Here is a 24,121-nt window from a genome sequence, read left to right on the forward strand (position 1 = left end):
CCCCCCCCCCCCCCCCCCCCCCCCCCCCCCCCCCCCCCCCCCCCCCCCCCCCCCCCCCCCCCCCCCAAAGACGGGCGCGGCGACCGACGGTCGCCCGCTCGTCTTCGGAATTCGCCCTGAAGACGTCTATCTCGAGACCGGCGCGCCGGTCGAGGCGCGGGTCCACGATGTCGAGAACCATGGCGTCGAAAAGATCCTGACGCTGCGGGTCGGCGACACCATGCTGCGCGCCACCGTGCCGGCCAGGACCGACGTGCAGATAGAGCAGCCGGTGCGCTTTGCCTGGAACCCGGACAAGGTGGTGCTGTTCGACAAGGGCAGCGGAATAAGCCTGCGTCACGCCGGCTAAGTACAAGCCTCTTTGCTGCAGCTAGAACGGATGCGTTCAAATCGAGCCGTGCATACCGCTCTAAACCATGTGTTTTAGCCGCATTTGTGCGACGTCGAGTGATTCCCTTGGCTGCTAAATGCTCGAGTCTTCCCGTCATCCCCCATACGGGGGATGCGGATGCTCCGATTTGTCGAATAGGCTGATCCTTTGGTCCCAAACGGGCTTTGCAAGCCCAATTTGGAGGCCCAAAACGGAGGGTTGGCTATGGGAACTCTATTTCGCGGTTTTGCGACGATCCTACTCGTCGCCGGTATGGGATTGTCGGCGGCGCATCTGGGCGAGGCGCAGGCAGCCAAGAAAGTTGTCGCCGGCGCGAAGGTCGACGCCAAAAAGATCAAGGATCTCAACGGCACGGTCAATCTGTCCACCAGCGACTGCAAGCTGTTGTTGAGCGGCACCGTCGTGGAAGTCTCGGATGGCAGGTGCGGGGCTTCCGGCAAATATTGCAAGAGCAGCGCCGGCTCGGCCTGCATCACCGAGCAATAACCCGGCCAACGTTTAGCCGGCCTGGCGGATATCAGCCTGTTCCTCGGCCCGGAAATGGCTAGGCGGCGATCCGATGACCCGTTTGAAGGCGCGGCTGAAGGAGGCGTCGGATTCGTAGCCGAGACGAGCCGCGACGACGGAAATCTTGAGCCGGTCGCGGACCAGCCATTGCCTCGCCTGGTGCATCCGCACCTGCGTGACGTACTTTGCCGGTGTTTCGCCGACAATGGTTGCGAAGCGCTCGGCGAAACCTGATCGCGAGGCACCCATCATCTTCGCCAGAGCTTCCACCGTCCAGTCGCGGTTCGGTTCCAGATGGATCGCGGCCAGCACCCGGCCGATCTCGCGGTCCCTGACCGCCGCAATCCAACCGGAAGAGTCGCCGCAGCCGCGCTCGACCCATGAGCGGATGACGGTCGCGGCGAGCACATCGGCCAGCCGCGCCAGGATGCCGCCGGAGCCGACGCGCTCCATCGTCACCTCGCGGGCCATCGCTTCCAGCAAATGCGGGATACCTGGCTCATAGGCCTCCAACTCATGTGCGCGCATCACGTCCGGCATCATGCCGAGCAAGGGGTGCAAGCCATCGAGATTGAAATACATGCTGCCGAAAAACAGCAAGGTCCCCGGACGGCAGCCGGGCATGCCGTCATTCGACATGCAATAGACACCCTTGCAGATTTCCTCGACCTCATAGCCGTGGATCGGCGCCGCCTCGGTACCCGGCTCGCTCGCCAGCGTGTGGGCTGAGCCGCGCGGCAACAATACCGCGTCGCCAGCCTTCAGTTCCACCCATTCGCCGGACGGCTGCAGCAACCAGCAGCCTTTGCGGCCGATGAAATGAAACCGTGCCGCCGCCTGAGCCGGAAAATGGATGCCCCAGGGTTCCTTCATCTCGCAACGGCCGTAATCGACGCCTTCGAGGCGCAATCCGCGCAATATGTCTGTCAGCGGATCACCGGTGACGGGGATTTTGGACGAACGGTCAAGCATAATGGTGTTTCTAGCATGGAAACTCCAGACAGTCACTCCCTATGTTGCACTGCAGCCAGATGCTGCGCTGCAACCAGATCGGAGATCCCTCATGACCGAACCCGCGACAGGCGTCATGGACGCCGTTCTCGACCCATCGGAAACCGGCGAACGATCCGAGCCCGCATGGGGGGCAGTGGTCTCCCTGGCGCTCGGAGTCTTCGGCCTGGTGACCGCGGAATTTCTGCCTGCCAGCCTGCTGACGCCGCTTGCGCAGGATCTCGGCATCACCGAAGGCGCCGCCGGGCAGGCGGTAACGGCAACCGCCGTCATTGGCGCGATTGCGGCGCCGACCATGGCCATTGTCACCAAGCGGCTGGACCGCAGGTTGGTCATGTGGGCGCTGACGGTGCTGCTTGTGCTGTCAAACCTGGTGGCGGCGTTTGCGTCCTCGCTTCCCGTTCTTCTGATTGCCCGCATCATGCTCGGGATCAGTCTTGGCGGCTTCTGGTCGATGTCGGCAGCCATGGCGATGCGGCTCGTTCCGATGCGGCTGATGCCGCGCGCCATGTCGATCATTCTCACCGGCGTTTCGGTGGCGACGGTCTGCGCGGCTCCGGTCGGCGCCTATGTCGGCGACATCTGGGGCTGGCGGACGGCGTTCATGATCGCCGCCGTGGTCGGAGCGCTGGCGCTGCTGGTGCAGGTGGCTACCATTCCGAAGCTGCCGCCTGCAGGTACGGCAGGTTTTCGCACGCTGCTGGAGGTGATGAAGCGGCCGATGATCAGGGTGGCACTGCTGGTGGTACTACTGGTCGCCTCGGGACATTTTGCCGGCTTCACCTATGTCCGCCCGTTTCTCGAGAAGGTGCCCGCGCTGGACATCGAGACGATCTCGCTTGTGCTGCTCGCCTACGGCATTGGTGGCTTCTTCGGCAATTTTGCCGGCGGCTTCATTGCCGAACGCAGCCTCAAGGCAGCCGTCAGCCTGGCGCCCCTGCTGATCGCGTTTTCGGCGCTCCTGCTGCTGGTGGTCGGAGGTTCACCCGTCGTGGCTGCAATAGCAGTGGCCAGCTGGGGCTTTGCCTTCGGCGCCGTCCCAGTCGGGCTGCAGACCTGGCTGGTGCGGGCCGCCCCCGATCAGGCGGAAAGCGCCGGTGGGCTCATGGTTATGACGTTCCAGGTCGCCATTGCGTTGGGCGCCGTCTTCGGCGGCCTGCTTGTCGACAATACCGGCGTTGCCACCGCCTTCGCCTATTGCGCGGCGGCGACGTTGCTTGCGGCACTGGCGGCGTTCTTCCTTGGCCCCAAGCCGATCGACGACCCCAAGGCCTAAACGGAACGGCCGTCGAAGTCGAAGACCGGCACGGCGGCGACGTCCAACGCCTCGATGCAATTAATATTGATATAGGCACTTCGCCCGCTCCCTTCGCCGACATCCTCGGCGAAGGGGTGAATGCCGCAGCTGCGGCAGAAGCGGTGGGCGATGACATGGTTGCCGAAGCTGTAGCGGCCGAGATCATCGCCCCAGGCAAGCACCCGCATGCTCTCATGCGGAACTGCCCATAGCAGTGCACCCTTGCGCGAGCAGATCGAGCAATTGCACCGAACGGCTCCGGTCAGCTCGCCTTCGACCTCGAACGCGACCTTGCCGCAGTGGCAGCTGCCTTGGTAGAGCATCGCGCCTTCCTCCTTCGGTTCGACAGGTGCAAATCCGACCGTGCCGGGCTATGTCTCCTGCGGCCAGTTTCTGGCTGCTACCTTAAGACGTTGCAAGCGCGCGGAGTCCGACACCGAAAAATGCAATCAGCCCGCGATCACCTCGAAGCAATTCTTTCGTCTCTTGCCGCTCGCGTCGACGATGAGAGGGTTTTCGTAAAGCTCTACCCGGAAGCCGCCCGGGCGGCGGCGGACGCCACCGATGCGCGGCGAAAAGCCGGCGTCACGCTCGGGCCGCTCGATGGGGCGATCGTCTCGATCAAGGATCTGTTCGATGTCGCCGGCGAGCCGACCACGGCGGGCTCTCTGCTGCTCGCCAACGCAGCGCCGGCGCTGCGGGATGCCATTGTCGTGCAAAAGTTGCGCCAGGCCGGTGCAATCATCCTCGGCAAGACCAACATGACCGAGTTCGCCTTTACTGCGATCGGCGTCAATCCACATTATGGCACGCCCGGCAATGCTAGCGATGCCAGCCGTATTCCGGGCGGCTCCTCCTCAGGCGCCGGCGTTTCGGTGGGCGAAGGCACCAGCGAAATCTCCATCGGTTCCGATACCGGTGGTTCGGTGCGCATTCCGGCATCGCTGAATGGCGTCGTCGGTTTCAAGCCGACTGCGCGGCGCGTGCCGCTTGCGGGTGCGTTTCCGCTGTCAGCCACGCTGGACTCGATCGGTCCGCTGGCCCGCACCGTCGCCGAATGTGCGGCGGCCGATGCAGTGATGTCGGGCGAAAACCTGGCGGCACTGTTGCCGCTGCCGCTGGACGGCCTGCGCATCGGTATTGCGCGCGGCGTGCTGTTCGATGATACGCACGAAGAGGTCGCGACGACGTTCGACCGGTGTCTGCGCAAGATGGAGCTTAGCGGCGCACGGCTTGTGGAGCTGTCGATCGACGACCTGCTTGCCGATCTGCGCGTGGCAACCCAACGCGCGTCTATCGCGGCGATGGAAGGGGCGGAGATCCATGCCGACTGGCTGGCGGCGGGAGCGACGAGGCCGGTCGATCCGCGGGTAAGCGGGCCATTGTCGCGCGCCGCCGCCATTCCGGCCACGGTCTATATCAGGGCAATGCGCCGCCGCACGGCGCTGGCCGCCGCGATGGATGACCGGCTGGCGTCGGTCGACGTGCTGGCCCTGCCGACCACACCGGGGACGGCGCCGACGATCGTGTCGATGACCAGCGACGAGGCGCTGTGCAACAGGATGGAAGGCCTTCTGCTGCGCAACACGCAGGTCGCCAACCAGTTCGATCTATCAGCCATCTCGCTGCCGATGCCGGGAATGACGCGTCCGGCCGGGCTGATGCTGGTGGCGCGCAATGGCCATGACCACCACCTGCTGCGCATCGCAGCCGGCGTGGAGGGGCTGCTTGCAAATTGATCGCACAGCGCGTGTCAGCGCGACGAGCAGTGGCCGCGTTCGCTGTCCTTGGCGGCGCGTTCGATGCTGGTGGCGACCAGCCAAGGCAGGGTGTACCGCTTGCCGTTGAAGGTCCGGGTACGGTTCTCGATCGAGCCGACAACAACGACCTTGCCGGCATAGAGCTTGTCTGAAAGATCGAGCGCCTTGTCTTGTTGCGGCAGGCGATCGATGTCGATTGAAACGCCTTTGATGAGCTTCCCAGCAGCAAGGTCGAGTGCGCTGTTCGATGGACAGGGCGCCGCCAGGCAGCGTATGCCGTTGTCGCAGAACACGTAGCTGCCCTGTTCGTTGGCGAAGGGTTGCGCCGTCGCCACGCAGAAGCCGGCGGTCAGCAGGAATTTTGTGACGCTTGCCATGCCGGCACCATCGCCGGCGAATTCGGGAAAATTGGGGCGCTTTCAGAAATCGGCAGGGAACCGCCGCCGGTAGTGCTCGACCACTTCGGGGTTGCGCAGATTGACCGGCAATCTGTTGGCCAGCACCAGCAAGGCTTCGCCAGCCGCGCCGACGCCCATGCGCATCATCGACTGCTCGGTAATCCCAGCCATGTGCGGGGTGACGATGACGTTGTCGAAGCCAAAATAAGGATGGTTGGGCGGTAGCGGTTGTGTAGCAAAAACATCGAGCGCAGCGCCGCCGATGCGCCCCTTCTGCAAGGCCTCGATCAGCGCGTCGTCATCGATCACCGGCCCGCGCGAAACATTGATCAGCAGCGCATCCGGCTTCATCCGCTCAATGCGCTCGCGGCTGATCAGCCCCCGTGTTTCGGGCGTCAGCGGGCAGCACAGAACGATGATGTCGCTCTGCTCGATGAGTGCATCGATCGACAGGAAGCCGACCCTGTCCGGCGCCGGCCGCATGCTGCGCGTCGTCGCCACCACATTCAGATCGAACCCATGGGCGGCGATGTGGCCAACCGCCTGACCGATCGCGCCGAGGCCGACAATGCCGATCGTCTTGCCCGCGAGCTCGCTGGCTACCACCGTGTGTTCGCGGCCCGCCAGCCAGCCCTTCGCACGCAAGTCGCGGTCCAACACACGGAAGCGCCTAAGCAGCGCCAGCGCCGCGAACATCACATATTCGGCGACAGATCGCGCGTTCACCCCCGGCACATTCGACACCAGCACGCCGGCCGCATTGGCCGCTTCCATCGGTACCATGTCCAGCCCGGCGCCGTGGCGGATCGCGGCCCTGAGCTTCTTCGCGCCTTCGAAAAGCGCCGCAGGCAAGGGAGCGCGAACGATGATGACATCGGCGTTCCTTGCCTCGGCGGCCAGCGTGGCCGCATCGAGGGCGGAAGCAACGACGAGTTCGCCGGCCCCGGTCAGCATGGAAGCGGCACGAGGGTGCAGTCTGTGTGTTGACAGGATCTTGGGCATTTCAGGCCTTTTCGAGAGCAGGGCTTTCCGGTTCCGCCCCACGCCCCTCGATCAGCCCCTTCCAGTAGCTTTCCGCGCCTTGCAGGTGGGCGCTCATCAGCGCCTGGGCGAGATTGCCGTCGCGGCGCAGCAGCGCCTCGTAGATCTGGATATGCTCGGCATGGGAGCGCACGCTGCGTTCGGGATCGTTGAAATAGATCGGCAGGCGCAGTTCACCCATCATGTAGTAGACGCTGCAGATATTGTGGAAGACGCTGTTCTTGGTCGCCCGCACGATCTCGAGGTGGAACTCGCGGTCTTCCCGGGCAAGCCCTTCACCGGCGGCGATGCGATCCTCGGAGGCCTTCAGGATCTCGCGCAGCCGCTCGAAATTCTCCTCGGTGGCGCGTGAACAGGCAAGTTCGGCGGCCTTGATCTCGTGGATCTTGCGCAACTCGACCGTCTCGTAGATCTGGACGGGATCGAGCGGCAGGCCGGCGCGGGCGAACAGCGCCATCGCCTCGACGCTCGCCTGCTTCGTATCGATGTAGATCCCGGATTTCGCCCGTCGCTCGACGATGCGCATGGCCTCGAGAATGGCCAGCGCCTCGCGGATCTGGCCGCGGCTGACGCTGAAATGCTCTGCCAGTTCGCGCTCCGACGGCGTGCGGCCCGTCTCCTTGTCCGAATGGGAGAACAGATAGGCGGCGAGTTCCGCGAGAAGGTTCTTTTCTTTCATGTCAGCCGTGTTGCGCGTGCGCCTCCAGGAACCGCTCCGAAATGGTGAATCCCAGCCCGGGTCTATCAGGGATCGCTACCATACCGTCCTTTGCTTCGACAGTCTCTTCGATCAGATCGTGGATCATCGGGTTGGCGCCGAGCGAATATTCGACGGTGAAGCTCGCCGGTGAAGCAGCGCAGACATGCAGCCCGGCAAAGAAGCAGGGCGCGCCGGCCCAAAGATGCGGCGCAAAGCGCAGATTGAAGGCGCTGGCGATGGTGCCGATCTTCATCGCCTCGCTGATGCCACCGCAAAAGGCCGGATCCGGCTGGAAGATATCGGCGGATTTGAGCACGGCGAGGTCGCGGAAGGCATAGCGCGTCGCCTCGCTTTCGCCGGTGGCGATCGGGATCGAACCGCAGGCGCGCACCTCGGCCATGCCGGGCTTGTCGTCGGCGATCACCGGCTCCTCGAACCAGGCGAGATCGAGGTCGCCGGCGAGATGGATAAAGCGCTTGGCTTCGGCCACCGTGTAGGTGCCGTGCGCGTCGACCATCAGGTCGATATCGGGACCGAGCGCCCGTCTGGCGGCACGGACGCGAGCGGCCGAGATATGTGGGGCGCCGTCCATGGCGCCGACGCGCATCTTCAGCGCCTTGAAACCGCCCTTGGCGATGTAGGACTGCAGCTGGTCGCCGATGGCTTCCGCAGTGGCCCAGCCGCCGGAAGCATAGGCCGGCATGCGGTCCAGCTTGCGGCCGCCGAGCAGCCGCCAGACCGGAACGCCGAGCGATTTGCCAAGAATGTCCCACAATGCGATGTCGACGGCGCTGATAGCGGCGATGCTCATGCCGCGTCGCGCCAATTGCGGCATGGCGTGGCCGGCGCGAGCGGCGCTGTCGTGGCGCGTGCCATTATAGAGCATCTCCCATATGACGCCGATGTCGGCCGGGTCGCGGCCGACCAGCTGCGGGCCGACCTCGTAGTTCAGCAAATGGACAAGGGCGCCGTAGCTGCCGGCGCTGCCGGCGGCATTCTTGCCTTCGCCCCAGCCGACCAGCCCGTCGTCGGTTTCGATGCGCAGGATGGCGGCGTCGAACGTCGCCACCTGACCGAAGTCGCTGCGGTGCTGCTTCGCGGCTTCGATCGGTATGCGGACCCACCAGGCTTGGACCGTCTTGATGCGCATGTTCATCCTCGGCCCGGCCGCGGTGAGGCGGAAGGGCTCTTTCCAAACGGCTCGGCTACTTGATCAGCGGCAGCAGCGTTTCCGCGTTGATGCGCATCTGGTCGGTGTAGAATTTCTCCGTGAGCACGCTGGAGCCGTGGTCCTGAATGAATTTCAGCTGCTCCGGCGAGATGTCGACGGGGTTGCGTTCGACCATGTCGGGATAGGGGGCAGCCGGCGTGCGGTCGACGGGGGCGACGAATTCATTGGTCAGCGCGCCGTCATAGCCGATCTCCTTCAGCGTGCCGACGATCTTCGGCCAGTCGATCTGCCCGAGGCCGGCGGCGAAGCGGTTGTTGTCGGCGACATGGAAGTCGTACAGGCGCTTGCCGACCTGCCGGATGGCGTCGTAGACGTTAAATTCTTCCATGTGGATGTGGTAGGCGTCGAGGCAGACGCCGCATTCGGGGCTGACCGCATCGGCCAGCGCCAGTGCCTGGGCGCCGCGGTTGAACAGATAGGTCTCGAAGCGGTTGAGTGGCTCGACCGCGATCTTGACGCCGACCTTCTTGGCGTGGGTGAAGCATTCCCGGGTGGCGTCGACCACCCATTTCCACTCCTCTTCCTCGGTGCCGTCCGGCACCACCTTGCCGACGGTGGCCGGAACCAGCGTGATGATCTCGCCATCAAGTTCGCTGACCATGGTCAGCACGTCCTTGACATACTGCACCGAGCGCTCGCGTTGGCCCTGGTCCTTGGCGGCGAGATTTCGCTCGCCCAGCATCAGCGTCACCGCTCCCCAGCAGCGAATGCCGTACTCGTTCAACAGTGCGCGCGTCTCCTTGGGCTTGTACTGATCGGGTTCGCCGGAGATCTCGATCGACTCGTAGCCGAATTTCTTGATGCGCTTGAGCGTCGTTTCCAGCGGCTCCGCCCGCATCCAATTGTGCGTCGAAAGATGCATGGTCTATCCTTCCCAGAATCGCCTGTACCAGTTCGCCTGCGGCGCACTCTGCCGAAGCGTGCCGCATGATTCTTCCCCAAGGCGTCCCAGCATTTTTTTGCAAACTGGTTCGACCAATTGGGCCTGATGGGAGGTCTACAGTAATTTCATCTGGACGGCAAGAAGTGCTGCCATCAAGCGTTGGCTCCTGTCTATGCTATTGATTATACTTAAACATGTGGCCTAACTCGGCATGGTTGCAGGACCGCGGCAGCGCGTCAAATGGCTTGACCAGATTTCGGCATTTGGTAATACCAGAATAGCGGCGCTGAGCGCGCTGTGCAAAGAGACCAAAGACGCTGGCCCTGTTTTCAATCGGCGCTATGCTTGGTCGTGAAACATAGGGAGATGCCGATGCCGACGACGATGAAGGGGCCTGGTCTGTTCCTGGCGCAGTTTGCGGGCGACGCCGCGCCGTTCAATTCGCTGGCCTCGATCACCAAATGGGCGGCTGGTCTGGGCTACAAGGGCGTGCAGATCCCGACATGGGACGCCCGATTGTTCGATCTCGAGAAGGCAGCCTCCTCCATGGCCTATTGCGACGAGGCGAAGGGCATCTGCGCCGATGCCGGCGTCGAGATCACCGAACTGTCGACGCATCTGCAGGGGCAACTGGTGGCGGTGCATCCCGCCTATGACGCCCAGTTCGACGGCTTCGCGCCGGCTGCGGTGCACAACAATCCAAAAGCCAGGCAGCAATGGGCGGTCGAACAGATGAAGTTCGCCGCCAAGGCGTCGAAGAATCTCGGGCTCAAGGCGTCGGTGTCGTTTTGCGGCGCGTTGGCCTTCCCATACCTCTACCCCTGGCCGCAGCGGCCGGCGGGATTGATCGAGGAAGCGTTTGCCGAACTCGGCAAGCGCTGGAAGCCGATCCTCGACGTTTATGACGAGAACGGCGTCGATGTCGGCTACGAAATCCATCCAGGCGAGGACGTGTTCGACGGCGCGACATTCGAGATGTTCCTCGATGCGGTCGGCGGCCATAAGCGCTGCAACATCAACTACGACCCGTCGCACTTCCTGCTGCAGCAGCTCGACTATCTCGAATTCATCGACATCTACCACGAGCGGATCAAGGCGTTCCACGTCAAGGATGCCGAGTTCAATCCGACCGGGCGGCAAGGTGTCTATTCCGGTTACCAGAGCTGGACCAACCGTGCCGGGCGTTTCCGCTCGCTCGGTGACGGGCAGGTGGATTTCAGCGGCATCTTCTCCAAGCTCACCCAATACAATTACGATTCATGGGCGGTGCTGGAATGGGAATGCTGCCTCAAGCACCCGGAGGATGGTGCGGCCGAAGGCGCTCCCTTCATCCAGCACCACATCATCAGGGTGACGGAAAAAGCATTCGACGACTTCGCCGGCGGCACGACCGATAAAAAGGTGCTGCGCGGCATGATGGGGATCTAGCACAGATATCCCTCCCCCTCGAGGGGAGGGTCGATCCGCGCAGCGGATCGGGGTGGGGTCGCCGGGCGTAGAGCTCGGCATGAACCAACCCCACCCGGCCGTGCGGGCCACCTTCCCCTCAAGCGGAGGGGTATTTCAGTGACGAGGGAGAAAATCATGGTTGGCGCATCGAAGACGGAAACGGGAGGCGGTCCGATCCGCTACGGCATGGTTGGCGGCGGACAAGGCGCCTTTATCGGCGCGGTGCACCGCATCGCGGCGCGCATTGATAACGAGTTCGTGCTGGTTGCCGGGGCCCTCTCGTCGAATCCGGAGCGCGCCAAGGCCTCGGCGGCCGAGCTTGGGCTCGATCCGGCACGCAGCTACGGCTCCTATGCCGAGATGGCCAAGGCGGAGGCCAAGCGGCCGGATGGCATCGAGGCGGTGGCCATCGTCACGCCGAACAATGTGCACGTGCCGGCAGCCAAGGCTTTTCTCGAGGCCGGCATCCATGTCATCTGCGACAAGCCGCTGGCGACGTCGCTGGCCGAGGCGAAGAGGTTGGCCGCGCTGGTCGAGAAGACCGGCAAGGTGTTCGTGCTGACGCATAACTACACCGCCTATCCGATGGTGCGGCAGGCACGCGAGATGGTGGCCAAGGGACAGCTCGGCGATATCCGTATCGTGCAGTCGGAATATCCGCAGGACTGGCTGACCGAAGACCTGGCCGCCACCGGCCAGAAGCAGGCTGCGTGGCGCTCTGACCCGAAGCAGGCGGGTGCCGGCGGTGCGCTGGGCGATATCGGCACGCATGCCTACAACCTTGCCCGTTTCGTCTCCGGGCTGGAGCTCGATTCGTTGTCGGCCGATCTCGATGCCTTCGTGCCGGGGAGGCTGCTCGACGACAACATCAATGTGCTGCTGCGCTTCAAGCCGGTCGGCGGGTCGCACCCGGCCAAGGGAATGATCTGGGCAAGCCAGGTGGCGCCCGGCCACGAGAACGGGTTGAAATTGCGCATCTACGGCTCGAACGGCGGCCTCGAATGGGTGCAGGCCGACCCGAACTATCTCTGGTACACGCCGTTCGGCCAGCCGAAGCAGTTGATTACCCGTAATGGCGCCGGCGCGCTCCCCGTCGCCGGGCGCGTCAGCCGCGTTCCGCCAGGGCATCCGGAAGGCTATCTCGAAGGTTTCGCCAACATCTATCAGGAAGCCGCGCGGGCTATTCGTGCAGCGCGCCGGAAGGGCGGGAAGCCGGCCAAGGATGTCGTCTTCCCGACCGTGCAGGACGGCGTCGAGGGCATGGCCTTCATCGAGGCCTGCGTGAAGTCGTCGAAGAAGAACGGAGCGTGGACGAAGCTTTAATCGCTGCGCCCGGTTAATGGGAAGTCCCCGTCACCCGGATTGCCAGCCGAATTGCAAGGCAATTCGGGGCAATCCGACCTTTCCTCGTGGGGAGAGGAGATCGTTGGCGCTGGCGTTCACCTCTTTTCCCCGGCGGGGAGAAGGTGGCCACGAAGCGGCCGGATGAGGGGGCTTGTGGCGAAGTCGCCGGAGGAGCAAGCCCGGCCGTAAAAAGGGGAGGGGCGTCGATGAAAATCGGCATGTGCATGTTGTTGTGGACGACCAGTGTCTCAAAAAAACACGAGCCGTTGTTGAGGGACATCAAGGCGACCGGCTTCGACGGCGTCGAGATACCGGTCTTCTCCGGCACGCCGGACAACTACAGGAAACTCGGCGAGCTGCTCGACCGTATCGGGCTGCAACGCACCGCCGTCTCGGCGATGGGCGATCCGGCGATGAATTTGATCTCGCCGGATGCCTCGACGCGCAAGGCCGGTATCGACTACATGAAATCGACGATCGACTGCGCTCAGGCGCTTGGCGCGAACACGTTGAGCGGCCCGCTCCATTCGACACTCGGGGTCTTCTCCGGCAGCGGGCCGACGGCGGCCGAGAAAAAACGTTCGGTCGCTTCGCAGCGCGTCATCGGTGACCATGCCGGCAACAAGGGTGTCACCATCGGGCTGGAGGCGCTCAACCGCTTCGAATGCTATCTGCTCAACACGATGGACGATTTGTCGGCGCATATCGACGCGATCGACCGGCCGCACATCAAGGCGATGTACGACACGTTCCATGCCAACATCGAAGAGGCTGACCCGATCGGGGCCTATACGCGCAACCGCAAGAACATCGTCCATATCCACATTTCGGAGAACGATCGCGGCGTGCCGGGCCGCGGCCACGTCCCTTGGAAAGAGACGTTCTCTGCCATCCGCAAGAGCGGTTATGACGATTGGCTGACGATCGAGGCGTTCGGCCGCTCGCTGAAGGATCTGGCCGCGGCCACCAAGGTGTGGCGCGACTTTTCCGAAGGCCCGGAAGCCGTCTACCGCGAGGGCTACAGGCATATCAGGAATGGATGGAGGAAGGCGCCCTAACCGCACGCCTGCGCAACGCCTCTGTCAGCCCTGGCCGGCCTGGATCCGGTTGTAGTCGTGGATCGTCCTGCTCAAGCGGCGGCGCAGGAAATTGGAAATGTTGTCGAAGATGAAAACGACGAGCAGGACCAAGAGCACCATGTAGAAGACATTGGCCCAGTTGGAATTGGTGCGCATCGCCTCCCAGAGCTTCAGGCCGATGCCACCGGCACCGACGGCGCCGATGATCGTCGCGCCCCTGGTGTTGGATTCCCACTGATAGAGTGTCTGGCTGATGAAGACCGGGATCACTTCCGGCAGCACGCCATAGCGCTGCACCAGCAAGCCGTTGGCGCCGGTCGACTGGATGCCCTCGCGTGGCTTGTCGTCGATGTTCTCGAGGCCCTCCGAATAGACTTTGCCGAGCGTGCCGATCTCGGTGAAGAAAATCGCGGCGCTGCCGGCAAGCGGGCCCGGGCCGAAGGCGCGGGTGAAGAACAGCGCCCAGATCAGCATGTCGACCGAACGCATGAAATCGAAGAACCGCTTTAGCACCTGGCTAAGCAGGCCGCTCGGGGTGATGTTGCGGGCGGCGAAGAAGGCGAGCGGGAAGGCAACGATGCCGCCGAGCAAGGTGCCGAGAAACGCCATGACGATGGTCTGGAACAGCTTCGTCCAGACGTCGCCATGCTGCCATTGGGCGTTGTTCCAGATATTGTCGGCGGCCAGCGCAATGTTTGATGTGCCCGGCTTGAGCTGGGGTCCGGACATCAGCAACGAGACCACCTCGCCGGGCGACTTGCCGAAGAAGGGCGAGCGTGTGTCGAAGACGAAATTCGCCCAGCCGAGGAAGCGTTTGCGGACCTTGACGCGATCGACGGTTATGCGGACCTCGCCGGCAAAGCCCATCCTGGCGACGATCTCATCGTCATGCGCGGTGATCCACTCCGGCACCGGGCCGGATATTACCGGTTTGCCGCTGGTCAACGACATCGGCACCGCCTGGCCATTGGCGACAAGCGTCGCTTCGGCCTTGTCGAAGGTGACCGATTTGGCCCGGCCGTCGATCAGGACGGTGTAGGAGCCGTTGGCGTTGGTGATGACCCAATCGGGATGCGGGTCTTCGCCGAGCGCCGAAAAACGCGGATATCTGGGTGTGATCTGAGGCTGGTCGAGACGGAATTCCGGCTGCAGATCGTAGCTGATCCATTGCGTCAGGAAGAGCGGCAGGCGCTCCCAGTGCGATTCCCTCAGCACTTGCGGCAGGCTGAAGAACCACAAGGCGTAGAGGAGATAGAGCAGGATGCCGGTGAACAGGACCAGCGGGCCGAAGCGTTTGTACAAGGGCCGCCGGAACACTTGGGGGAAGCGCTCCTCGATCGACCGCATCTCATCGGCGGTCATTGCGGCCATGGGCAGTCTTCTTGTTGATTTGCCATGGTCTTTTCCAAAAACGGGAATCCACTTTTTGGGATCATGGTCAGGCACCCATCATGAATGCCTGCTCGCCGACGAGCTTGCGGCGTAGCCAGGCGGAAAACTGGTCGACGAGGAAGATCGTCGTGAACAGCAGCAGCACCAATGCCAGCGTCTTGGCGCCGAAGCCGCGCGAGATGGAGAGCTTCAGTTCCTCGCCGATGCCGCCACCGCCGACCGCGCCGATAATGGTCGAGATACGCACATTGATCTCGATCCTGAGCAGCGTGTAGGACATGAAATTGGGCAGCACTTGCGGCAGGCCGGCAAAGCGCACGCGCTCGAACCAGTTGGCGCCGACCGCGCGCAGGCCTTCTTCGGCGCGCATGTCGATGTTTTCGTTGATCTCGTAGAAGAGCTTGCCGAGGGCGCCGATGGAATGCAGGCCGATGGCGATGATGGCTGCGACCGGGCCGGTCGAGAGGATGGCTGCGAACAGGCCGGCAATGACGATCTCGGGGAAGGCGCGAAGCAGTTCCATGAAGCGCTTGACAACGAGCCTGAGCATCGGACTGGGCGTCAAGTTGCGCGCGGCGATGAAGGAAAAGGGCACCGCAAAGACAAAGCCGATGAAAGTGGAAACCAGCGCCACGTTAAGCGTGGTGAGCATCAGCTCGAAATATTCGGGTAGATAAAAGCCGCCCCAGAGATAGACGCGGCCAAGCGGGAAGTTGAACTCTTGGCTGCCCTTGTCATGCGGCGATGCGATGTCGAACAGCGCCCGCCAGACGTCGTTCCAGTCCTTGGGAACAAGCCAACTAAGGAAATCCAGTATGTGCGGCAGCCGATCGAAGAAATGTCCGGCATTGGCCTCGTCGGCGAACCACATGGCTGTGCACATGGCGACAAGCAGTGAGCCGATGCCGAGCGCCGTGTAGAACCGTCGCAAGGACGCCTGGCGTCGCCAGGCGTCTGCTGCCTGCCGGACCGCGTCTGAACGAATTGTAGCGGCGAAGGTCATACGGGGTCACGAGCGGACACACAAAAAGGGCGGCGACCGCATCGGCCCGAAAGTCGACTTTCGGAAAGCACGATGCGGCATCTAAGTGTTAGAGCGTACTTTGTGCGTCCAAGTGGACGCACGTCGCTCTAATGGACGCCGTCCTTTTCGAAATTGTCGTCAGCCGCCGATCGCGGCTTTGCGGGCTTCGACGATGACGCTGTAGAAGTCCGGCTTCACCGGAACATAGCCGGTGAAATCGCCGCCTTCGATGGCCTCGAAGCAAGGCTTGTCCTTGGCCGGCAGGCCGGTGAAGAAGTTGGCGAGCTTGGCGCTCATGTCGCCGCCGAGTGCGGTGCGCACGACCAGCGGGCCGTTCGGGATCAAGCCGGAGCGCCAGACTTCAACGAAATCGTTGGGGTCCACGGCGCCCTTGGCGACTTCCTTGTGGAAGGTGCCGGAGGTGTAGCCGTTCTTGAAGTCGCCGATGCCCGAGGAGTCGTCAACCGCAACATCGACCTTGCCGTCGCGAACCGCGAGAAGGTTGTTCTCGTGGCCGCCATTGAACTGGGTCGAGGCGAAGAAGGTTTCGTTCGAAGCGCCGGTGTCCTTCGGGATCTGGGTCAGCGGGATCAGGTAGCCGGAGGTCGAATCCGGGTCGGCATAGCCGAGCTTCTTGCCCTTGGCCGACTTGATGTCGGTGATGCCGGACGACTTCAGCGCAAGGCCGATCGAATAATAGCCGGTCGCGCCGTCGGTCTGCTGGGTGGTGAGGATCGGGGTCACGGCGTTCGGATCCTTGAGGTAGACGCTGGCATAGCCCGACGCGCCAAGCTCTGCGAAATCGAGCGTGCCGCCGAGCAGGCCCTGGATAACGCCGTCATAGTCGGCGGCCGGGAACAGCGAGACCTTCTCGAAGCCGAATTCGGACTTCAGGTGATCGGCGAGGCACTGAAAGTTGCGCAGCCGGTCCGCTTCGTTTTCACCGCCAAGGATGCCGATGCGGAATTCCTTGATATCCTGGGCGTGAGCGGCGCTTGCCGCGATGGCGAGCAATGAAACGGCGCCAAAAACCATCTTCCTGAACATTATCTCTCTCCTGTTGGTCCCGGCCTCGCGCCGGTAGCGTTAGAATTTTTTGACAGGTGCCTTTGACGCGGGCGGGCGATCAGGCCGTTCTCAATATCCCGGGAATGCGGGCTCGAGCGGTCCGGCGGATGCAGCGATTTTCTGTTTGATGGCGACACTGGTGGAGGTGATGGCCTCGGAGATTTCGCCGCCATTGCTGTCGGTGCCGTAGACCATGCGCACGGCCTCGCGGTTGAGGGCTTCGGGCGAGCCGTCGAAGACGACCTTGCCGGCGGCCATGCCGATGATGCGGTTGCAGTAGGTGCGGGCCGTATCCAGCGTATGCAGATTTGTGATGACGGTGATGCCCTCGCGCAAATTGATGTCCTGCAGCGAATCCATCACCACCTTGGCGTTGAGCGGATCGAGCGAGGCAATCGGCTCATCCGCCAGCAACACCTTCGGCTGCTGCATCATGGCGCGCGCAATCGCAACGCGCTGCTGCTGGCCGCCGGAAAGCGTGCCGGCCGGCTGCAGGGCGGTGCGGGCGATGTCGAGGCGCTCGAGGGCTGCAACCGCCTCGGCGCATTCACCGCGGGAGAACATGCCAAATAGGTTGGACAGCGTCGAGCGGTGGTTGAGCCGGCCGAGCAGCACATTGGTCAGCACATCGAGGCGCGGCACGAGATTGAACTGCTGGAAGATCATGGCGCAGTCGCGCTGCCATCGCCGGAGCGGCGAGCCGCGCAACCCGGAGACCTCGACGCCGTTGAACAGGATGGATCCCTGGCTGGGATCGATGAGGCGGTTGATCATGCGCAGAAGCGTTGATTTGCCGGCGCCTGAACGGCCGATGATGCCGACCATCTGGCCCTGCGGAATCGCGATGTGAACATTGCTGACGGCGGTGTTCTTGCCGAACCGGCGGGTGACGCCGCGGATTTCGAGCGTAGCTGACATGGTGCAGGCTCCAGTCCAATCGCAATTGAAGGTCTGTTAATCCTGGCTAGCGCAGCCGCATGAACCTGCGGTGTCGGAACGATGTCAGTTTTGTTACCGCCCACAGCCTGGAGCGGCGCGGCCGATCCAGCACGAGAAGCTCGAATGGTGAATGGTGGCAAGAGAGGCTTCCCTAAGCCTCGAAACCTATTCGTCCCGCCATTCACTACTCACCATTCACCATTCACGATCCCTTAGCCGCCATATTTCTCCAGAAACGCCTCCGCCGACAGCTCCCGAAAATCGTCGAGCGCGGCGCGCAGCCTTGCATGATCCCAGTCCCACCAGGCGAGCGCCTGGTAGCGTTCCGCGGTGCGGCGGTCGAAGCGTTCGCGGATCGGCTTGGCCGGCACGCCGGCGACAATGGTGTAGGGCGCGACGTCCTTCGACACCACCGCGCCGGCGCCGACCGCAGCGCCGTCGCCGACGGTGACGCCGGGCAGGATAGTCGAGCCGTGGCCGAGCCAGGTGTCGTGGCCGATGGTGACGCGTTTGGCGCGGCGCTTGGCGAAGAATTCGCTCTCGTGCTCGGCGTCGTCCCAATAATCCGAGGCGCGATAGGTGAAATGGTGCAGCGCCGGCCGCCAGGTCGGATGGTTGGTAGCGTTGATGCGCACGCTTGCGGCGATGTTGGCGAATTTGCCGATCGTTGCGCACCAGACGCCGCAGTCCTGCATCATGTAGGAATAGTCGCCGAGCGTGCTTTCGGAAACCCGGCAGCGCTCGGCGATCTCGGTCCAGCGGCCAAGCGTTGAGTTCTCGACTTCCGCCGTCTCGTGGATCAGCGGCGCCTCCGACAGTTTCCTCGTCATGCGGCAATTTTTCCGGCGGCGAAGGCGGTCACGTCGATGATATGGTCGGCCACCGCCTCACGCACGTCGTGGTCGTGGAAGATGCCGAGCAAAGCGACGCCCGCCGCCTTCTTGGCGGCGATCAGGGAAATCACCACGTCGCGGTTCCTGGCGTCGAGCGAAGCGGTCGGCTCGTCGAGCAGCAGGATCGGGTGCTCGGTGATGAAGCCGCGCGCGATGTTGACGCGCTGCTGTTCACCGCCGGAGAACGTCGCCGGCGGCAGCGCCCAGAGCTTTTCCGGCAGGTTGAGCTGCGCCAGCAAGGCACGTGCCTTGCCGTGCGCGACCTCGCGCTCCTCGCCGCGCTCGACCAGCGGTTCGGCCACGACATCGAGCGCAGAGACACGCGGCACGGTGCGCAGGAACTGGCTGACATAGCCGATGGTAAGCCGGCGCACGGCAAGCACGGTGCGCGGGCTGGCCGAGGCGAGATCGATGAGCCCGCCCTCGTGCTGGACGATGATCTGGCCTTCGTCGGCGGCATAATTGCCGTAGAGCATCTTCAGGATCGAGCTCTTGCCGGCGCCGGACGGGCCGCCGAGCACGGCGCATTCGCCGGCCCTGATCGCGAACGAGACACCAGCGACCACCGGCAGTTTGATGCCGTCGCGCAGATGCATGGTGAAGCTCTTCGCGACATCGGAGACAACGAGCGGGGTTGCCATCAGAGGGTTCTCCAATCGTCATTCGTCTGCGGGCCGGAGTACCCCCACCCGGACCTTCGGTCCGACCTCCCCACAAGGGGGAGGTAGGGCGCCGGCGTTTTACCCTCCCCCTTGTGGGGAGGGTCGCTGCGAAGCAGCGGGGTGGGGGTAGGTGCCAGGCAAATGCGTTCCATGGTCACACCTGCAGGATCGAGGAGACAAGCAACTGGGTATAGGGCGCGCGCGGATCGTCGAGGACGCGGTCGGTGAGGCCGCTTTCGACGACGCGGCCGTCCTTCATCACCATCATGCGCTGCGACAACAGCCGCGCCACGGCGAGATCGTGGGTGACGACGATGGCGGCCAGGCCGAGATCGGTGACCAGGCCGCGCAACAGATCGAGCAGGCGCGCCTGCACCGAGACGTCGAGGCCGCCGGTTGGCTCGTCCATGAACACCAGCCGCGGCCCGGTGACGAGGTTGCGGGCGATCTGCAGGCGCTGGCGCATGCCTCCGGAAAAGGCGCGCGGCTCGTCGTCGATGCGGTCTTCGTCGATCTCGACACGAGACAACCAGTCGACCGCCGTTTCGCGGATTTTTCCATAGTGACGGTCGCCGACCGCCATCAGCCGCTCGCCGACATTGGCGCCGGCCGACACCGTCATGCGCAGCCCGTCGGCCGGGTTCTGATGGACAAAACCCCAATCGGTGCGCATCAGGAAGCGGCGCTCGGCCTCGCTCATGCGGTAAAGTTCGCGAAACTGGCCGTCGCGCATCCGGTAGCTGGCGGTGCCGGAGCTGGGCAGCAGTCGAGTTGACAGGCAGTTGAGCAAAGTCGTCTTGCCGGAACCGGATTCGCCGACCACCGCCAGCACTTCGCCCGGCCAGAGGTCAAAAGTGACGTTCTCGCAGCCGACGCGCGAGCCGTAGAATTTGGACAGCGCCGAAACGCGCAGCAAAGGTTCGTCGGTCATTGCTTCTCCTTACCCTGCCCCTCGTGGGGAGGGTCGGCGCGTAGCGCCGGGGTGGGGGGTGAGGCGGTGGCAGTACCCCCACCCCCGCCCTTGGGGCGAACCCCCCCCCACGGGGGGGGATGGGCGGTGGGGGCGGCCGGGGGTGGGGGGTGAGGCGGTGGCAGTACCCCCACCCGCGCCTTCGGCGCGACCTCCCCACAAGGGAGAGGTAGGGGCGTTGCGCCGCTTCTCGCAATGATCGGTATCGGAGCAGACGAACATGTGGCCGCCATGGTCGTCGAGGATGACCTCATCGAGATAGACGTTCTCGGCCGCGCACAGTGCGCAGGGCTGGTCGAAGGTCTGCACCTCGAACGGATGGTCCTCGAAATCGAGGCTGACCACATCGGTGAAGGGCGGCAGCGCGTAGATGCGCTTTTCGCGGCCGGCGCCGAACAATTGCAAAGCCGGCGAACGGTGCATCTTCGGATTGTCGAATTTCGGCGTCGGCGAGGGATCCATCACATAGCGGCCCTCAACCTTGACCGGGTAGGCGTAGGTGGTGGCGATGCGGCCATGCCTGGCGATGTCTTCGTAGAGTTTTACATGCATCAGACCGTATTCCTCCAGCGCATGCATCTTGCGCGTCTCCGTCTCGCGTGGTTCGAGGAAGCGCAGCGGTTCGGGGATGGGCACCTGATAGACCAGCACCTGGCCGGCACTCAGCGGATATTCGGGAATGCGGTGGCGCGTCTGGATGATGGTCGCCTTGGCCGTCTCGGTGGTGACGGCGACATTGGCGACCTTCTTGAAGAAGGCGCGGATCGAAACCGCATTGGTGGTGTCGTCGGCGCCCTGGTCGATGACCTTGAGCACATCGTCCGGGCCAATGATCGAAGCGGTGACCTGCACGCCGCCGGTGCCCCAGCCATAGGGCATCGGCATTTCGCGCGAGGCAAACGGCACCTGGTAGCCGGGGATGGCAATGCCCTTGAGGATGGCGCGGCGGATCATCCGCTTGGTCTGCTCGTCAAGATAGGCGAAGTTGTAGGTGGCGATGTCCGCTGGTTGTGCACTCATTCCGCTGCCTCCCTCTTTTCTTCGGCCTTGCCGGCATTTTCGCGGGCATCATGCTCGGCGCGCATGCGGCGCACGAGGTCGAGCTCGGCCTGGAAGTCGACATAATGCGGCAGCTTCAGATGCTCGACGAAGCCGGTCGCCTGGACATTGTCGGAATGCGAGATGACGAACTCCTCGTCCTGCGCTGCGGCGATGACATCCTCACCCAACTCCGAGGCGCGCAGCGCGCGGTCGCATAGCGCCATGGCCATGGCCTTGCGCTCGCTCTGGCCGAAGACGAGGCCATAGCCGCGGGTGAATTGCGGCGGCGCCTTGGCCGAGCCCTTGAACTGGTTGACCATCTGGCATTCGGTGACGCGGATGCTGCCGAGCGGCACGGCAAAGGGCAGTTCCGGCACGTCCAGTTCCAGTTCGACCTCGCCGATGCGAACCTCGCCGACGAAGGGATGGTTGCGCGCGTAGCCGCGCTGGGTGGAATAGCCGAGCGCCAGCAGAAACCCCTCGTCGCCGCGCGACAGCGCCTGCAGGCGGATGTCGCGCGCCATCGGGAATTCGAGCGGCTCGCGGGTGATGTCGCCGGGGGTATGATCCCCAGGCATGTCGCCGTCGGGCTCGATCAGGCCTTCGCGGGCGAGGATGGCCGAGACGCGCGGCATGGCTTCCGCCTCGCCTGCGCGCTGCTCCGGTTCGGCGACATCGCCGCCGGCGGCGAGCTCGGGATCGAGCAGGCGGTGGGTGTAGTCGAAAGTCGGGCCGAGCAGCTGGCCGCCGGGCAGGTCCTTGTAGGTCGCCGACACCCGTCGCTCGACCAGCGTCGTGCCGGTGTCGATCGCCCTTGTGTAGCCGAAACGCGGCAGCGTCGTGCGATAGGCGCGAACCAGGAAGATCGCCTCGATCATGTCGCCGCGCGCCTGGACGATGGCGAGTGCCGCCAATTCCCGGTCGTAGAGCGAACCTTCGCTCATCACCCGGTCGACGCCGAGCGCCAGCTGCTCGACGATCTGGTCGAGGCGAAGTGCGGGCACCGAGCGGTCGCCGCGCCGGCGGTCGGCGAGCAGTTTGTGGGCGTTGCGAATGGCCGCTTCGCCACCCTTTACCGCAACATACATGCTACGCCTCCATCATCTTGATGCGCGTCGTACGCGGCAGGCAGGCAACGCTGTCAGGGGTGGCGAGGACGATGTCGACACCGCGGGGAAAGCGCTGGTTGTTCTGCTTCCATTGCTCGACGAAATGGCGCGGCATTTGCGCCGGCGCGATCGTCGCCGTCGTCTCGATGCCCGGGCCTTCGAGCAGCAGCGCAGCGCCGGAGACAAGATCGCCGACCTCGAGGATCAGCGTCGTGGAGCGATCGGGATAATCCTGGGTGCCTTGCGAAAACCCGTCGAGCGCCATCATCTCGGCCGGCGTGGCGATCAGCGCGAAATGCGCGTCGGCCGGGGTGTTGGCCAGCGGCGCGCCGGTATGGAAGCCAAGCCAGGATTTCACCGCCGACACCTGCAAAGCCGGGTCAAGCCAGAGCGGCGTGTCGTTGTCGCACAGCGCCAGCGCAACGGCGCCGGCGGTGGCCGACAGCGGCGCCGGTGGGTGGGCAAGGGCCGGCAAGGGCTGGACGCTGCCCGGCCGCGCCATCGCGTCCATCACGGCACGGAATACGGTCTGGGCATTGAATACCGGATCGGCGAAGCCGCCTTCAATGGATTGAGTGGCGATATCCATCAGTCTTCTCCGCGTACCATGGTGAAGAAATCGACCTTGGTCGCCGCCGTCTCGGCGCGGCGCTGTTCACGCGCCTTGGCCAGTGCCGCCTGCAAGGGCGCAACGATCCTGGTCTCGACCTCATTGCGGTGGGCCGGGTCCTGCCACAGCGCATCGGCGATTGCCGCCAGCCTTGCCTTCTGCTTGTCGCGGCCGAGCGCGTAGCAGTGGCCGACATGGCCGGACGCAAGCCGCACCGTGGCACGGGTGACCGTCGCCTCGCCGACATTGAAAGGGGCACCACCGCCGCCGATGCGGCCGCGTACCGTAACCAGGCCGGTTTCGGGGCCACGCAGAAGTTCCGCTTCGCAAGGCAGGCCGGCTTCGTCCCAGAGGCGGACGATGTCGTCGCCGGCCGATTGCGCCAGCGTCGCCATCACGGCCTTGCGCTCGGCCTGCTCTCGCGCTTCCCGTCCTCGCATGGCCGTACTCCTCGTTTGCGTGAATTTGTCTATTGATATAGACAACTATACAAATTATACTCGTTATCTAGCGCGTGTCCATGACGGGCACGTGACACGGGCCAAAAGATCGGAGCAAAGAATTGGGGCGGGAGATGATCGGACAAGCCAACCGCATCGAGCGGCGCAGCGGTGTCGCGCTGTGGCGACAGATCGCCGACCAGATACTGCATTCGATCGCCGTCGGCGATTTTCCCGAGAATGCCGCGCTGCCGCCGGAGATCGCGTTGGCCGGACGCTATGGCGTCAACCGCCACACGGTGCGTAGCGCTATCGCAGCGCTCGTGCAGGAGGGTGTGCTCAGGGCGGAGCAGGGGCGCGGCACCTTCGTGCTGTCGCGCAAGCTGCTGTCTTATCCGATCGGCGCCCGCACCCGCTTTTCCGAGGGATTGCAAGGACAGGCGTCCGAGCGGCATATCACCTTGCTCGCGTCATCGATCGAGCCGGCCAACCGTCGTGTCGCAGAGGGCTTAGGCCTTGCGACGGGGGCCGATGTGATACGCCTGGAAACGCGCGGCGAAGCCGATGGAATGCCGGTATCCCGCGCGGCCGGCTGGTTCGATGCCAGGCGCTTTGCCGGCATCGATGCCGCCATGGCGGAAACCGGTTCGATCACCGCATCGCTGGCACGTTTCGGCATCGACGACTATCTCAGGCAATCGACCGTGCTGTCGGCGCGCCATGCCGATGCCGCCGACCTTGCTGACCTCGACCTGCAGCCCGGCGCCATCGTGCTAGTGACGGTCGCCGTCAACGTCACGCCCGACGGTCAGCCGATACAGTTTTCGGAGTCGCGCTTCCCGGCCGAGCGGATCGAGCTCAAATTGTCGGCGCTCTGAGATG

Annotated in this window: 25 protein-coding genes and 1 pseudogene; 8 read left to right on the top strand and 18 right to left on the bottom strand. The window is 63.9% G+C overall.

Annotation, left to right across the window (positions count from 1 at the left end; genetic code table 11):
• Window positions 1-73 precede the first annotated feature (73 nt).
• Both NKH49_RS12290 and NKH49_RS12295 read left to right on the top strand, forming a co-directional pair.
• Window positions 74-349 (top strand): annotated as a pseudogene (locus NKH49_RS12290) (TOBE domain-containing protein); the annotation flags it as partial.
• A 246-nt stretch (window positions 350-595) separates the two neighbouring features.
• Window positions 596-877 carry a hypothetical protein gene (locus tag NKH49_RS12295; protein ID WP_352474067.1) on the top strand — a complete coding sequence of 94 codons (282 nt, stop codon included), beginning with the start codon at window positions 596-598 and terminating at the stop codon, window positions 875-877.
• A 12-nt stretch (window positions 878-889) separates the two neighbouring features.
• Here NKH49_RS12295 and NKH49_RS12300 read toward each other — a convergent pair whose 3' ends face one another.
• Window positions 890-1,870 (bottom strand): AraC family transcriptional regulator, encoded by a 981-nt coding sequence (locus NKH49_RS12300; protein ID WP_352474069.1) that lies wholly within the window; start codon window positions 1,868-1,870, stop codon window positions 890-892.
• A 91-nt stretch (window positions 1,871-1,961) separates the two neighbouring features.
• Between NKH49_RS12300 and NKH49_RS12305 the strand changes: the two genes are divergently transcribed.
• Window positions 1,962-3,185: an MFS transporter gene (locus NKH49_RS12305; protein WP_352448398.1), complete on the top strand. Its 1,224-nt coding sequence runs from the start codon at window positions 1,962-1,964 to the stop codon at window positions 3,183-3,185.
• On the opposite strand, the gene NKH49_RS12310 is transcribed toward NKH49_RS12305, so the two are convergent.
• Window positions 3,182-3,529, bottom strand: coding sequence for a GFA family protein (locus NKH49_RS12310; protein ID WP_023675184.1), 348 nt, complete (start codon window positions 3,527-3,529; stop codon window positions 3,182-3,184). The genes NKH49_RS12305 and NKH49_RS12310 overlap by 4 nt on opposite strands.
• A 120-nt stretch (window positions 3,530-3,649) precedes the next feature.
• Here NKH49_RS12310 and NKH49_RS12315 point away from each other — a divergent pair, with 120 nt between their 5' ends.
• Window positions 3,650-4,945 (top strand): amidase, encoded by a 1,296-nt coding sequence (locus NKH49_RS12315; protein WP_352613143.1) that lies wholly within the window; start codon window positions 3,650-3,652, stop codon window positions 4,943-4,945.
• A 14-nt stretch (window positions 4,946-4,959) separates the two neighbouring features.
• Here the strand turns inward: NKH49_RS12315 and NKH49_RS12320 are convergent, their stop codons facing one another.
• The 5 genes from NKH49_RS12320 to NKH49_RS12340 are packed head-to-tail and all read right to left on the bottom strand — an operon-like array spanning window position 4,960 to window position 9,198.
• Window positions 4,960-5,343, bottom strand: coding sequence for a hypothetical protein (locus NKH49_RS12320; RefSeq protein ID WP_352613141.1), 384 nt, complete (start codon window positions 5,341-5,343; stop codon window positions 4,960-4,962).
• Window positions 5,344-5,385: 42 nt separating this feature from the next.
• Window positions 5,386-6,366, bottom strand: coding sequence for a hydroxyacid dehydrogenase (locus NKH49_RS12325; RefSeq protein WP_352613139.1), 981 nt, complete (start codon window positions 6,364-6,366; stop codon window positions 5,386-5,388).
• Window position 6,367: 1 nt separating this feature from the next.
• On the bottom strand, window positions 6,368-7,084 hold the full coding sequence (locus NKH49_RS12330) for a FadR/GntR family transcriptional regulator (protein WP_292661187.1): 717 nt from the start codon (window positions 7,082-7,084) through the stop codon (window positions 6,368-6,370).
• Between the two features lies 1 nt (window position 7,085).
• Entirely contained in the window at window positions 7,086-8,255 is a 1,170-nt protein-coding gene (locus NKH49_RS12335) for a mandelate racemase/muconate lactonizing enzyme family protein (RefSeq protein ID WP_352474076.1), read from the bottom strand.
• A gap of 55 nt (window positions 8,256-8,310) precedes the next feature.
• The gene (locus NKH49_RS12340; protein ID WP_352448392.1) at window positions 8,311-9,198 is read right to left on the bottom strand and encodes a sugar phosphate isomerase/epimerase family protein; all 888 of its coding nucleotides are present in this window, start codon (window positions 9,196-9,198) and stop codon (window positions 8,311-8,313) included.
• Window positions 9,199-9,591: 393 nt separating this feature from the next.
• On the opposite strand from NKH49_RS12340, the gene NKH49_RS12345 reads away from it, so the two are divergent.
• The 3 genes from NKH49_RS12345 to NKH49_RS12355 all read left to right on the top strand — a co-directional run bounded on the left by NKH49_RS12345 (window position 9,592) and on the right by NKH49_RS12355 (window position 13,070).
• Window positions 9,592-10,647 (top strand): sugar phosphate isomerase/epimerase family protein, encoded by a 1,056-nt coding sequence (locus NKH49_RS12345; protein WP_352613137.1) that lies wholly within the window; start codon window positions 9,592-9,594, stop codon window positions 10,645-10,647.
• 156 nt (window positions 10,648-10,803) lie between these two features.
• Entirely contained in the window at window positions 10,804-11,991 is a 1,188-nt protein-coding gene (locus tag NKH49_RS12350) for a Gfo/Idh/MocA family protein (RefSeq protein ID WP_352613135.1), read from the top strand.
• A 227-nt stretch (window positions 11,992-12,218) separates the two neighbouring features.
• A complete protein-coding gene (locus NKH49_RS12355) occupies window positions 12,219-13,070 on the top strand; it encodes a sugar phosphate isomerase/epimerase family protein (RefSeq protein ID WP_352613133.1) in 852 nt (283 codons plus the stop codon).
• A gap of 24 nt (window positions 13,071-13,094) precedes the next feature.
• On the opposite strand, the gene phnE (NKH49_RS12360) is transcribed toward NKH49_RS12355, so the two are convergent.
• The 11 genes from phnE (NKH49_RS12360) to phnG all read right to left on the bottom strand — a co-directional run bounded on the left by phnE (NKH49_RS12360) (window position 13,095) and on the right by phnG (window position 23,239).
• On the bottom strand, window positions 13,095-14,462 hold the full coding sequence (gene phnE, locus NKH49_RS12360; protein WP_352613131.1) for a phosphonate ABC transporter, permease protein PhnE: 1,368 nt from the start codon (window positions 14,460-14,462) through the stop codon (window positions 13,095-13,097).
• Window positions 14,463-14,529: 67 nt separating this feature from the next.
• Complete coding sequence (gene phnE / locus NKH49_RS12365) at window positions 14,530-15,486, bottom strand: phosphonate ABC transporter, permease protein PhnE (RefSeq protein ID WP_352613129.1); 957 nt, start codon at window positions 15,484-15,486, stop codon at window positions 14,530-14,532.
• 159 nt (window positions 15,487-15,645) lie between these two features.
• A complete protein-coding gene (gene phnD, locus NKH49_RS12370) occupies window positions 15,646-16,554 on the bottom strand; it encodes a phosphonate ABC transporter substrate-binding protein (RefSeq protein ID WP_352474085.1) in 909 nt (302 codons plus the stop codon).
• Between the two features lie 90 nt (window positions 16,555-16,644).
• A complete protein-coding gene (gene phnC / locus NKH49_RS12375) occupies window positions 16,645-17,493 on the bottom strand; it encodes a phosphonate ABC transporter ATP-binding protein (RefSeq protein ID WP_352613127.1) in 849 nt (282 codons plus the stop codon).
• Window positions 17,494-17,726: 233 nt separating this feature from the next.
• Window positions 17,727-18,344: a DapH/DapD/GlmU-related protein gene (locus NKH49_RS12380; RefSeq protein ID WP_352613125.1), complete on the bottom strand. Its 618-nt coding sequence runs from the start codon at window positions 18,342-18,344 to the stop codon at window positions 17,727-17,729.
• Window positions 18,341-19,048 (bottom strand): phosphonate C-P lyase system protein PhnL, encoded by a 708-nt coding sequence (phnL, locus tag NKH49_RS12385; protein WP_352613123.1) that lies wholly within the window; start codon window positions 19,046-19,048, stop codon window positions 18,341-18,343. Before phnL ends, NKH49_RS12380 begins: the two co-directional genes overlap by 4 nt.
• A gap of 175 nt (window positions 19,049-19,223) precedes the next feature.
• Window positions 19,224-20,000 carry a phosphonate C-P lyase system protein PhnK gene (gene phnK, locus NKH49_RS12390; RefSeq protein WP_352613121.1) on the bottom strand — a complete coding sequence of 259 codons (777 nt, stop codon included), beginning with the start codon at window positions 19,998-20,000 and terminating at the stop codon, window positions 19,224-19,226.
• Window positions 20,001-20,009: 9 nt separating this feature from the next.
• Complete coding sequence (locus NKH49_RS12395) at window positions 20,010-21,059, bottom strand: alpha-D-ribose 1-methylphosphonate 5-phosphate C-P-lyase PhnJ (RefSeq protein WP_352926248.1); 1,050 nt, start codon at window positions 21,057-21,059, stop codon at window positions 20,010-20,012.
• Window positions 21,056-22,168: a carbon-phosphorus lyase complex subunit gene (locus NKH49_RS12400; protein ID WP_352613119.1), complete on the bottom strand. Its 1,113-nt coding sequence runs from the start codon at window positions 22,166-22,168 to the stop codon at window positions 21,056-21,058. The genes NKH49_RS12395 and NKH49_RS12400 overlap by 4 nt, the downstream gene beginning before the upstream one ends.
• 1 nt (window position 22,169) lies before the next feature.
• On the bottom strand, window positions 22,170-22,778 hold the full coding sequence (gene phnH / locus NKH49_RS12405) for a phosphonate C-P lyase system protein PhnH (protein WP_352613117.1): 609 nt from the start codon (window positions 22,776-22,778) through the stop codon (window positions 22,170-22,172).
• The gene (gene phnG / locus NKH49_RS12410; RefSeq protein ID WP_352613115.1) at window positions 22,778-23,239 is read right to left on the bottom strand and encodes a phosphonate C-P lyase system protein PhnG; all 462 of its coding nucleotides are present in this window, start codon (window positions 23,237-23,239) and stop codon (window positions 22,778-22,780) included. Before phnG ends, phnH begins: the two co-directional genes overlap by 1 nt.
• Window positions 23,240-23,373: 134 nt before the next feature.
• Here phnG and phnF point away from each other — a divergent pair, with 134 nt between their 5' ends.
• Complete coding sequence (gene phnF, locus NKH49_RS12415) at window positions 23,374-24,117, top strand: phosphonate metabolism transcriptional regulator PhnF (protein ID WP_352613113.1); 744 nt, start codon at window positions 23,374-23,376, stop codon at window positions 24,115-24,117.
• Window positions 24,118-24,121 lie beyond the last annotated feature (4 nt).

The sequence above is a fragment of the Mesorhizobium sp. M1088 genome, assembly GCF_040318575.1.
GTDB lineage: Bacteria > Pseudomonadota > Alphaproteobacteria > Rhizobiales > Rhizobiaceae > Mesorhizobium.

What these genes read in the sequence shown, in the direction of transcription:
- NKH49_RS12320 (WP_352613141.1), bottom strand. Translation starts at nt 5,343, where the DNA reads ATGGCAAGCGTCACAAAATTCCTGCTGACCGCCGGCTTCTGCGTGGCG.
- NKH49_RS12350 (WP_352613135.1), top strand. Translation starts at nt 10,804, where the DNA reads ATGGTTGGCGCATCGAAGACGGAAACGGGAGGCGGTCCGATCCGCTAC.
- NKH49_RS12355 (WP_352613133.1), top strand. Translation starts at nt 12,219, where the DNA reads ATGAAAATCGGCATGTGCATGTTGTTGTGGACGACCAGTGTCTCAAAA.
- phnH (WP_352613117.1), bottom strand. Translation starts at nt 22,778, where the DNA reads ATGGATATCGCCACTCAATCCATTGAAGGCGGCTTCGCCGATCCGGTA.
- NKH49_RS12395 (WP_352926248.1), bottom strand. Translation starts at nt 21,059, where the DNA reads ATGAGTGCACAACCAGCGGACATCGCCACCTACAACTTCGCCTATCTT.
- phnF (WP_352613113.1), top strand. Translation starts at nt 23,374, where the DNA reads ATGATCGGACAAGCCAACCGCATCGAGCGGCGCAGCGGTGTCGCGCTG.
- NKH49_RS12315 (WP_352613143.1), top strand. Translation starts at nt 3,650, where the DNA reads ATGCAATCAGCCCGCGATCACCTCGAAGCAATTCTTTCGTCTCTTGCC.
- phnK (WP_352613121.1), bottom strand. Translation starts at nt 20,000, where the DNA reads ATGACCGACGAACCTTTGCTGCGCGTTTCGGCGCTGTCCAAATTCTAC.
- phnE (WP_352613129.1), bottom strand. Translation starts at nt 15,486, where the DNA reads ATGACCTTCGCCGCTACAATTCGTTCAGACGCGGTCCGGCAGGCAGCA.
- NKH49_RS12335 (WP_352474076.1), bottom strand. Translation starts at nt 8,255, where the DNA reads ATGCGCATCAAGACGGTCCAAGCCTGGTGGGTCCGCATACCGATCGAA.
- NKH49_RS12295 (WP_352474067.1), top strand. Translation starts at nt 596, where the DNA reads ATGGGAACTCTATTTCGCGGTTTTGCGACGATCCTACTCGTCGCCGGT.
- phnC (WP_352613127.1), bottom strand. Translation starts at nt 17,493, where the DNA reads ATGTCAGCTACGCTCGAAATCCGCGGCGTCACCCGCCGGTTCGGCAAG.
- NKH49_RS12330 (WP_292661187.1), bottom strand. Translation starts at nt 7,084, where the DNA reads ATGAAAGAAAAGAACCTTCTCGCGGAACTCGCCGCCTATCTGTTCTCC.
- NKH49_RS12380 (WP_352613125.1), bottom strand. Translation starts at nt 18,344, where the DNA reads ATGACGAGGAAACTGTCGGAGGCGCCGCTGATCCACGAGACGGCGGAA.
- NKH49_RS12340 (WP_352448392.1), bottom strand. Translation starts at nt 9,198, where the DNA reads ATGCATCTTTCGACGCACAATTGGATGCGGGCGGAGCCGCTGGAAACG.
- phnG (WP_352613115.1), bottom strand. Translation starts at nt 23,239, where the DNA reads ATGCGAGGACGGGAAGCGCGAGAGCAGGCCGAGCGCAAGGCCGTGATG.
- NKH49_RS12300 (WP_352474069.1), bottom strand. Translation starts at nt 1,870, where the DNA reads ATGCTTGACCGTTCGTCCAAAATCCCCGTCACCGGTGATCCGCTGACA.
- NKH49_RS12325 (WP_352613139.1), bottom strand. Translation starts at nt 6,366, where the DNA reads ATGCCCAAGATCCTGTCAACACACAGACTGCACCCTCGTGCCGCTTCC.
- NKH49_RS12310 (WP_023675184.1), bottom strand. Translation starts at nt 3,529, where the DNA reads ATGCTCTACCAAGGCAGCTGCCACTGCGGCAAGGTCGCGTTCGAGGTC.
- NKH49_RS12400 (WP_352613119.1), bottom strand. Translation starts at nt 22,168, where the DNA reads ATGTATGTTGCGGTAAAGGGTGGCGAAGCGGCCATTCGCAACGCCCAC.
- phnD (WP_352474085.1), bottom strand. Translation starts at nt 16,554, where the DNA reads ATGTTCAGGAAGATGGTTTTTGGCGCCGTTTCATTGCTCGCCATCGCG.
- phnE (WP_352613131.1), bottom strand. Translation starts at nt 14,462, where the DNA reads ATGGCCGCAATGACCGCCGATGAGATGCGGTCGATCGAGGAGCGCTTC.
- NKH49_RS12305 (WP_352448398.1), top strand. Translation starts at nt 1,962, where the DNA reads ATGACCGAACCCGCGACAGGCGTCATGGACGCCGTTCTCGACCCATCG.
- NKH49_RS12345 (WP_352613137.1), top strand. Translation starts at nt 9,592, where the DNA reads ATGCCGACGACGATGAAGGGGCCTGGTCTGTTCCTGGCGCAGTTTGCG.
- phnL (WP_352613123.1), bottom strand. Translation starts at nt 19,048, where the DNA reads ATGGCAACCCCGCTCGTTGTCTCCGATGTCGCGAAGAGCTTCACCATG.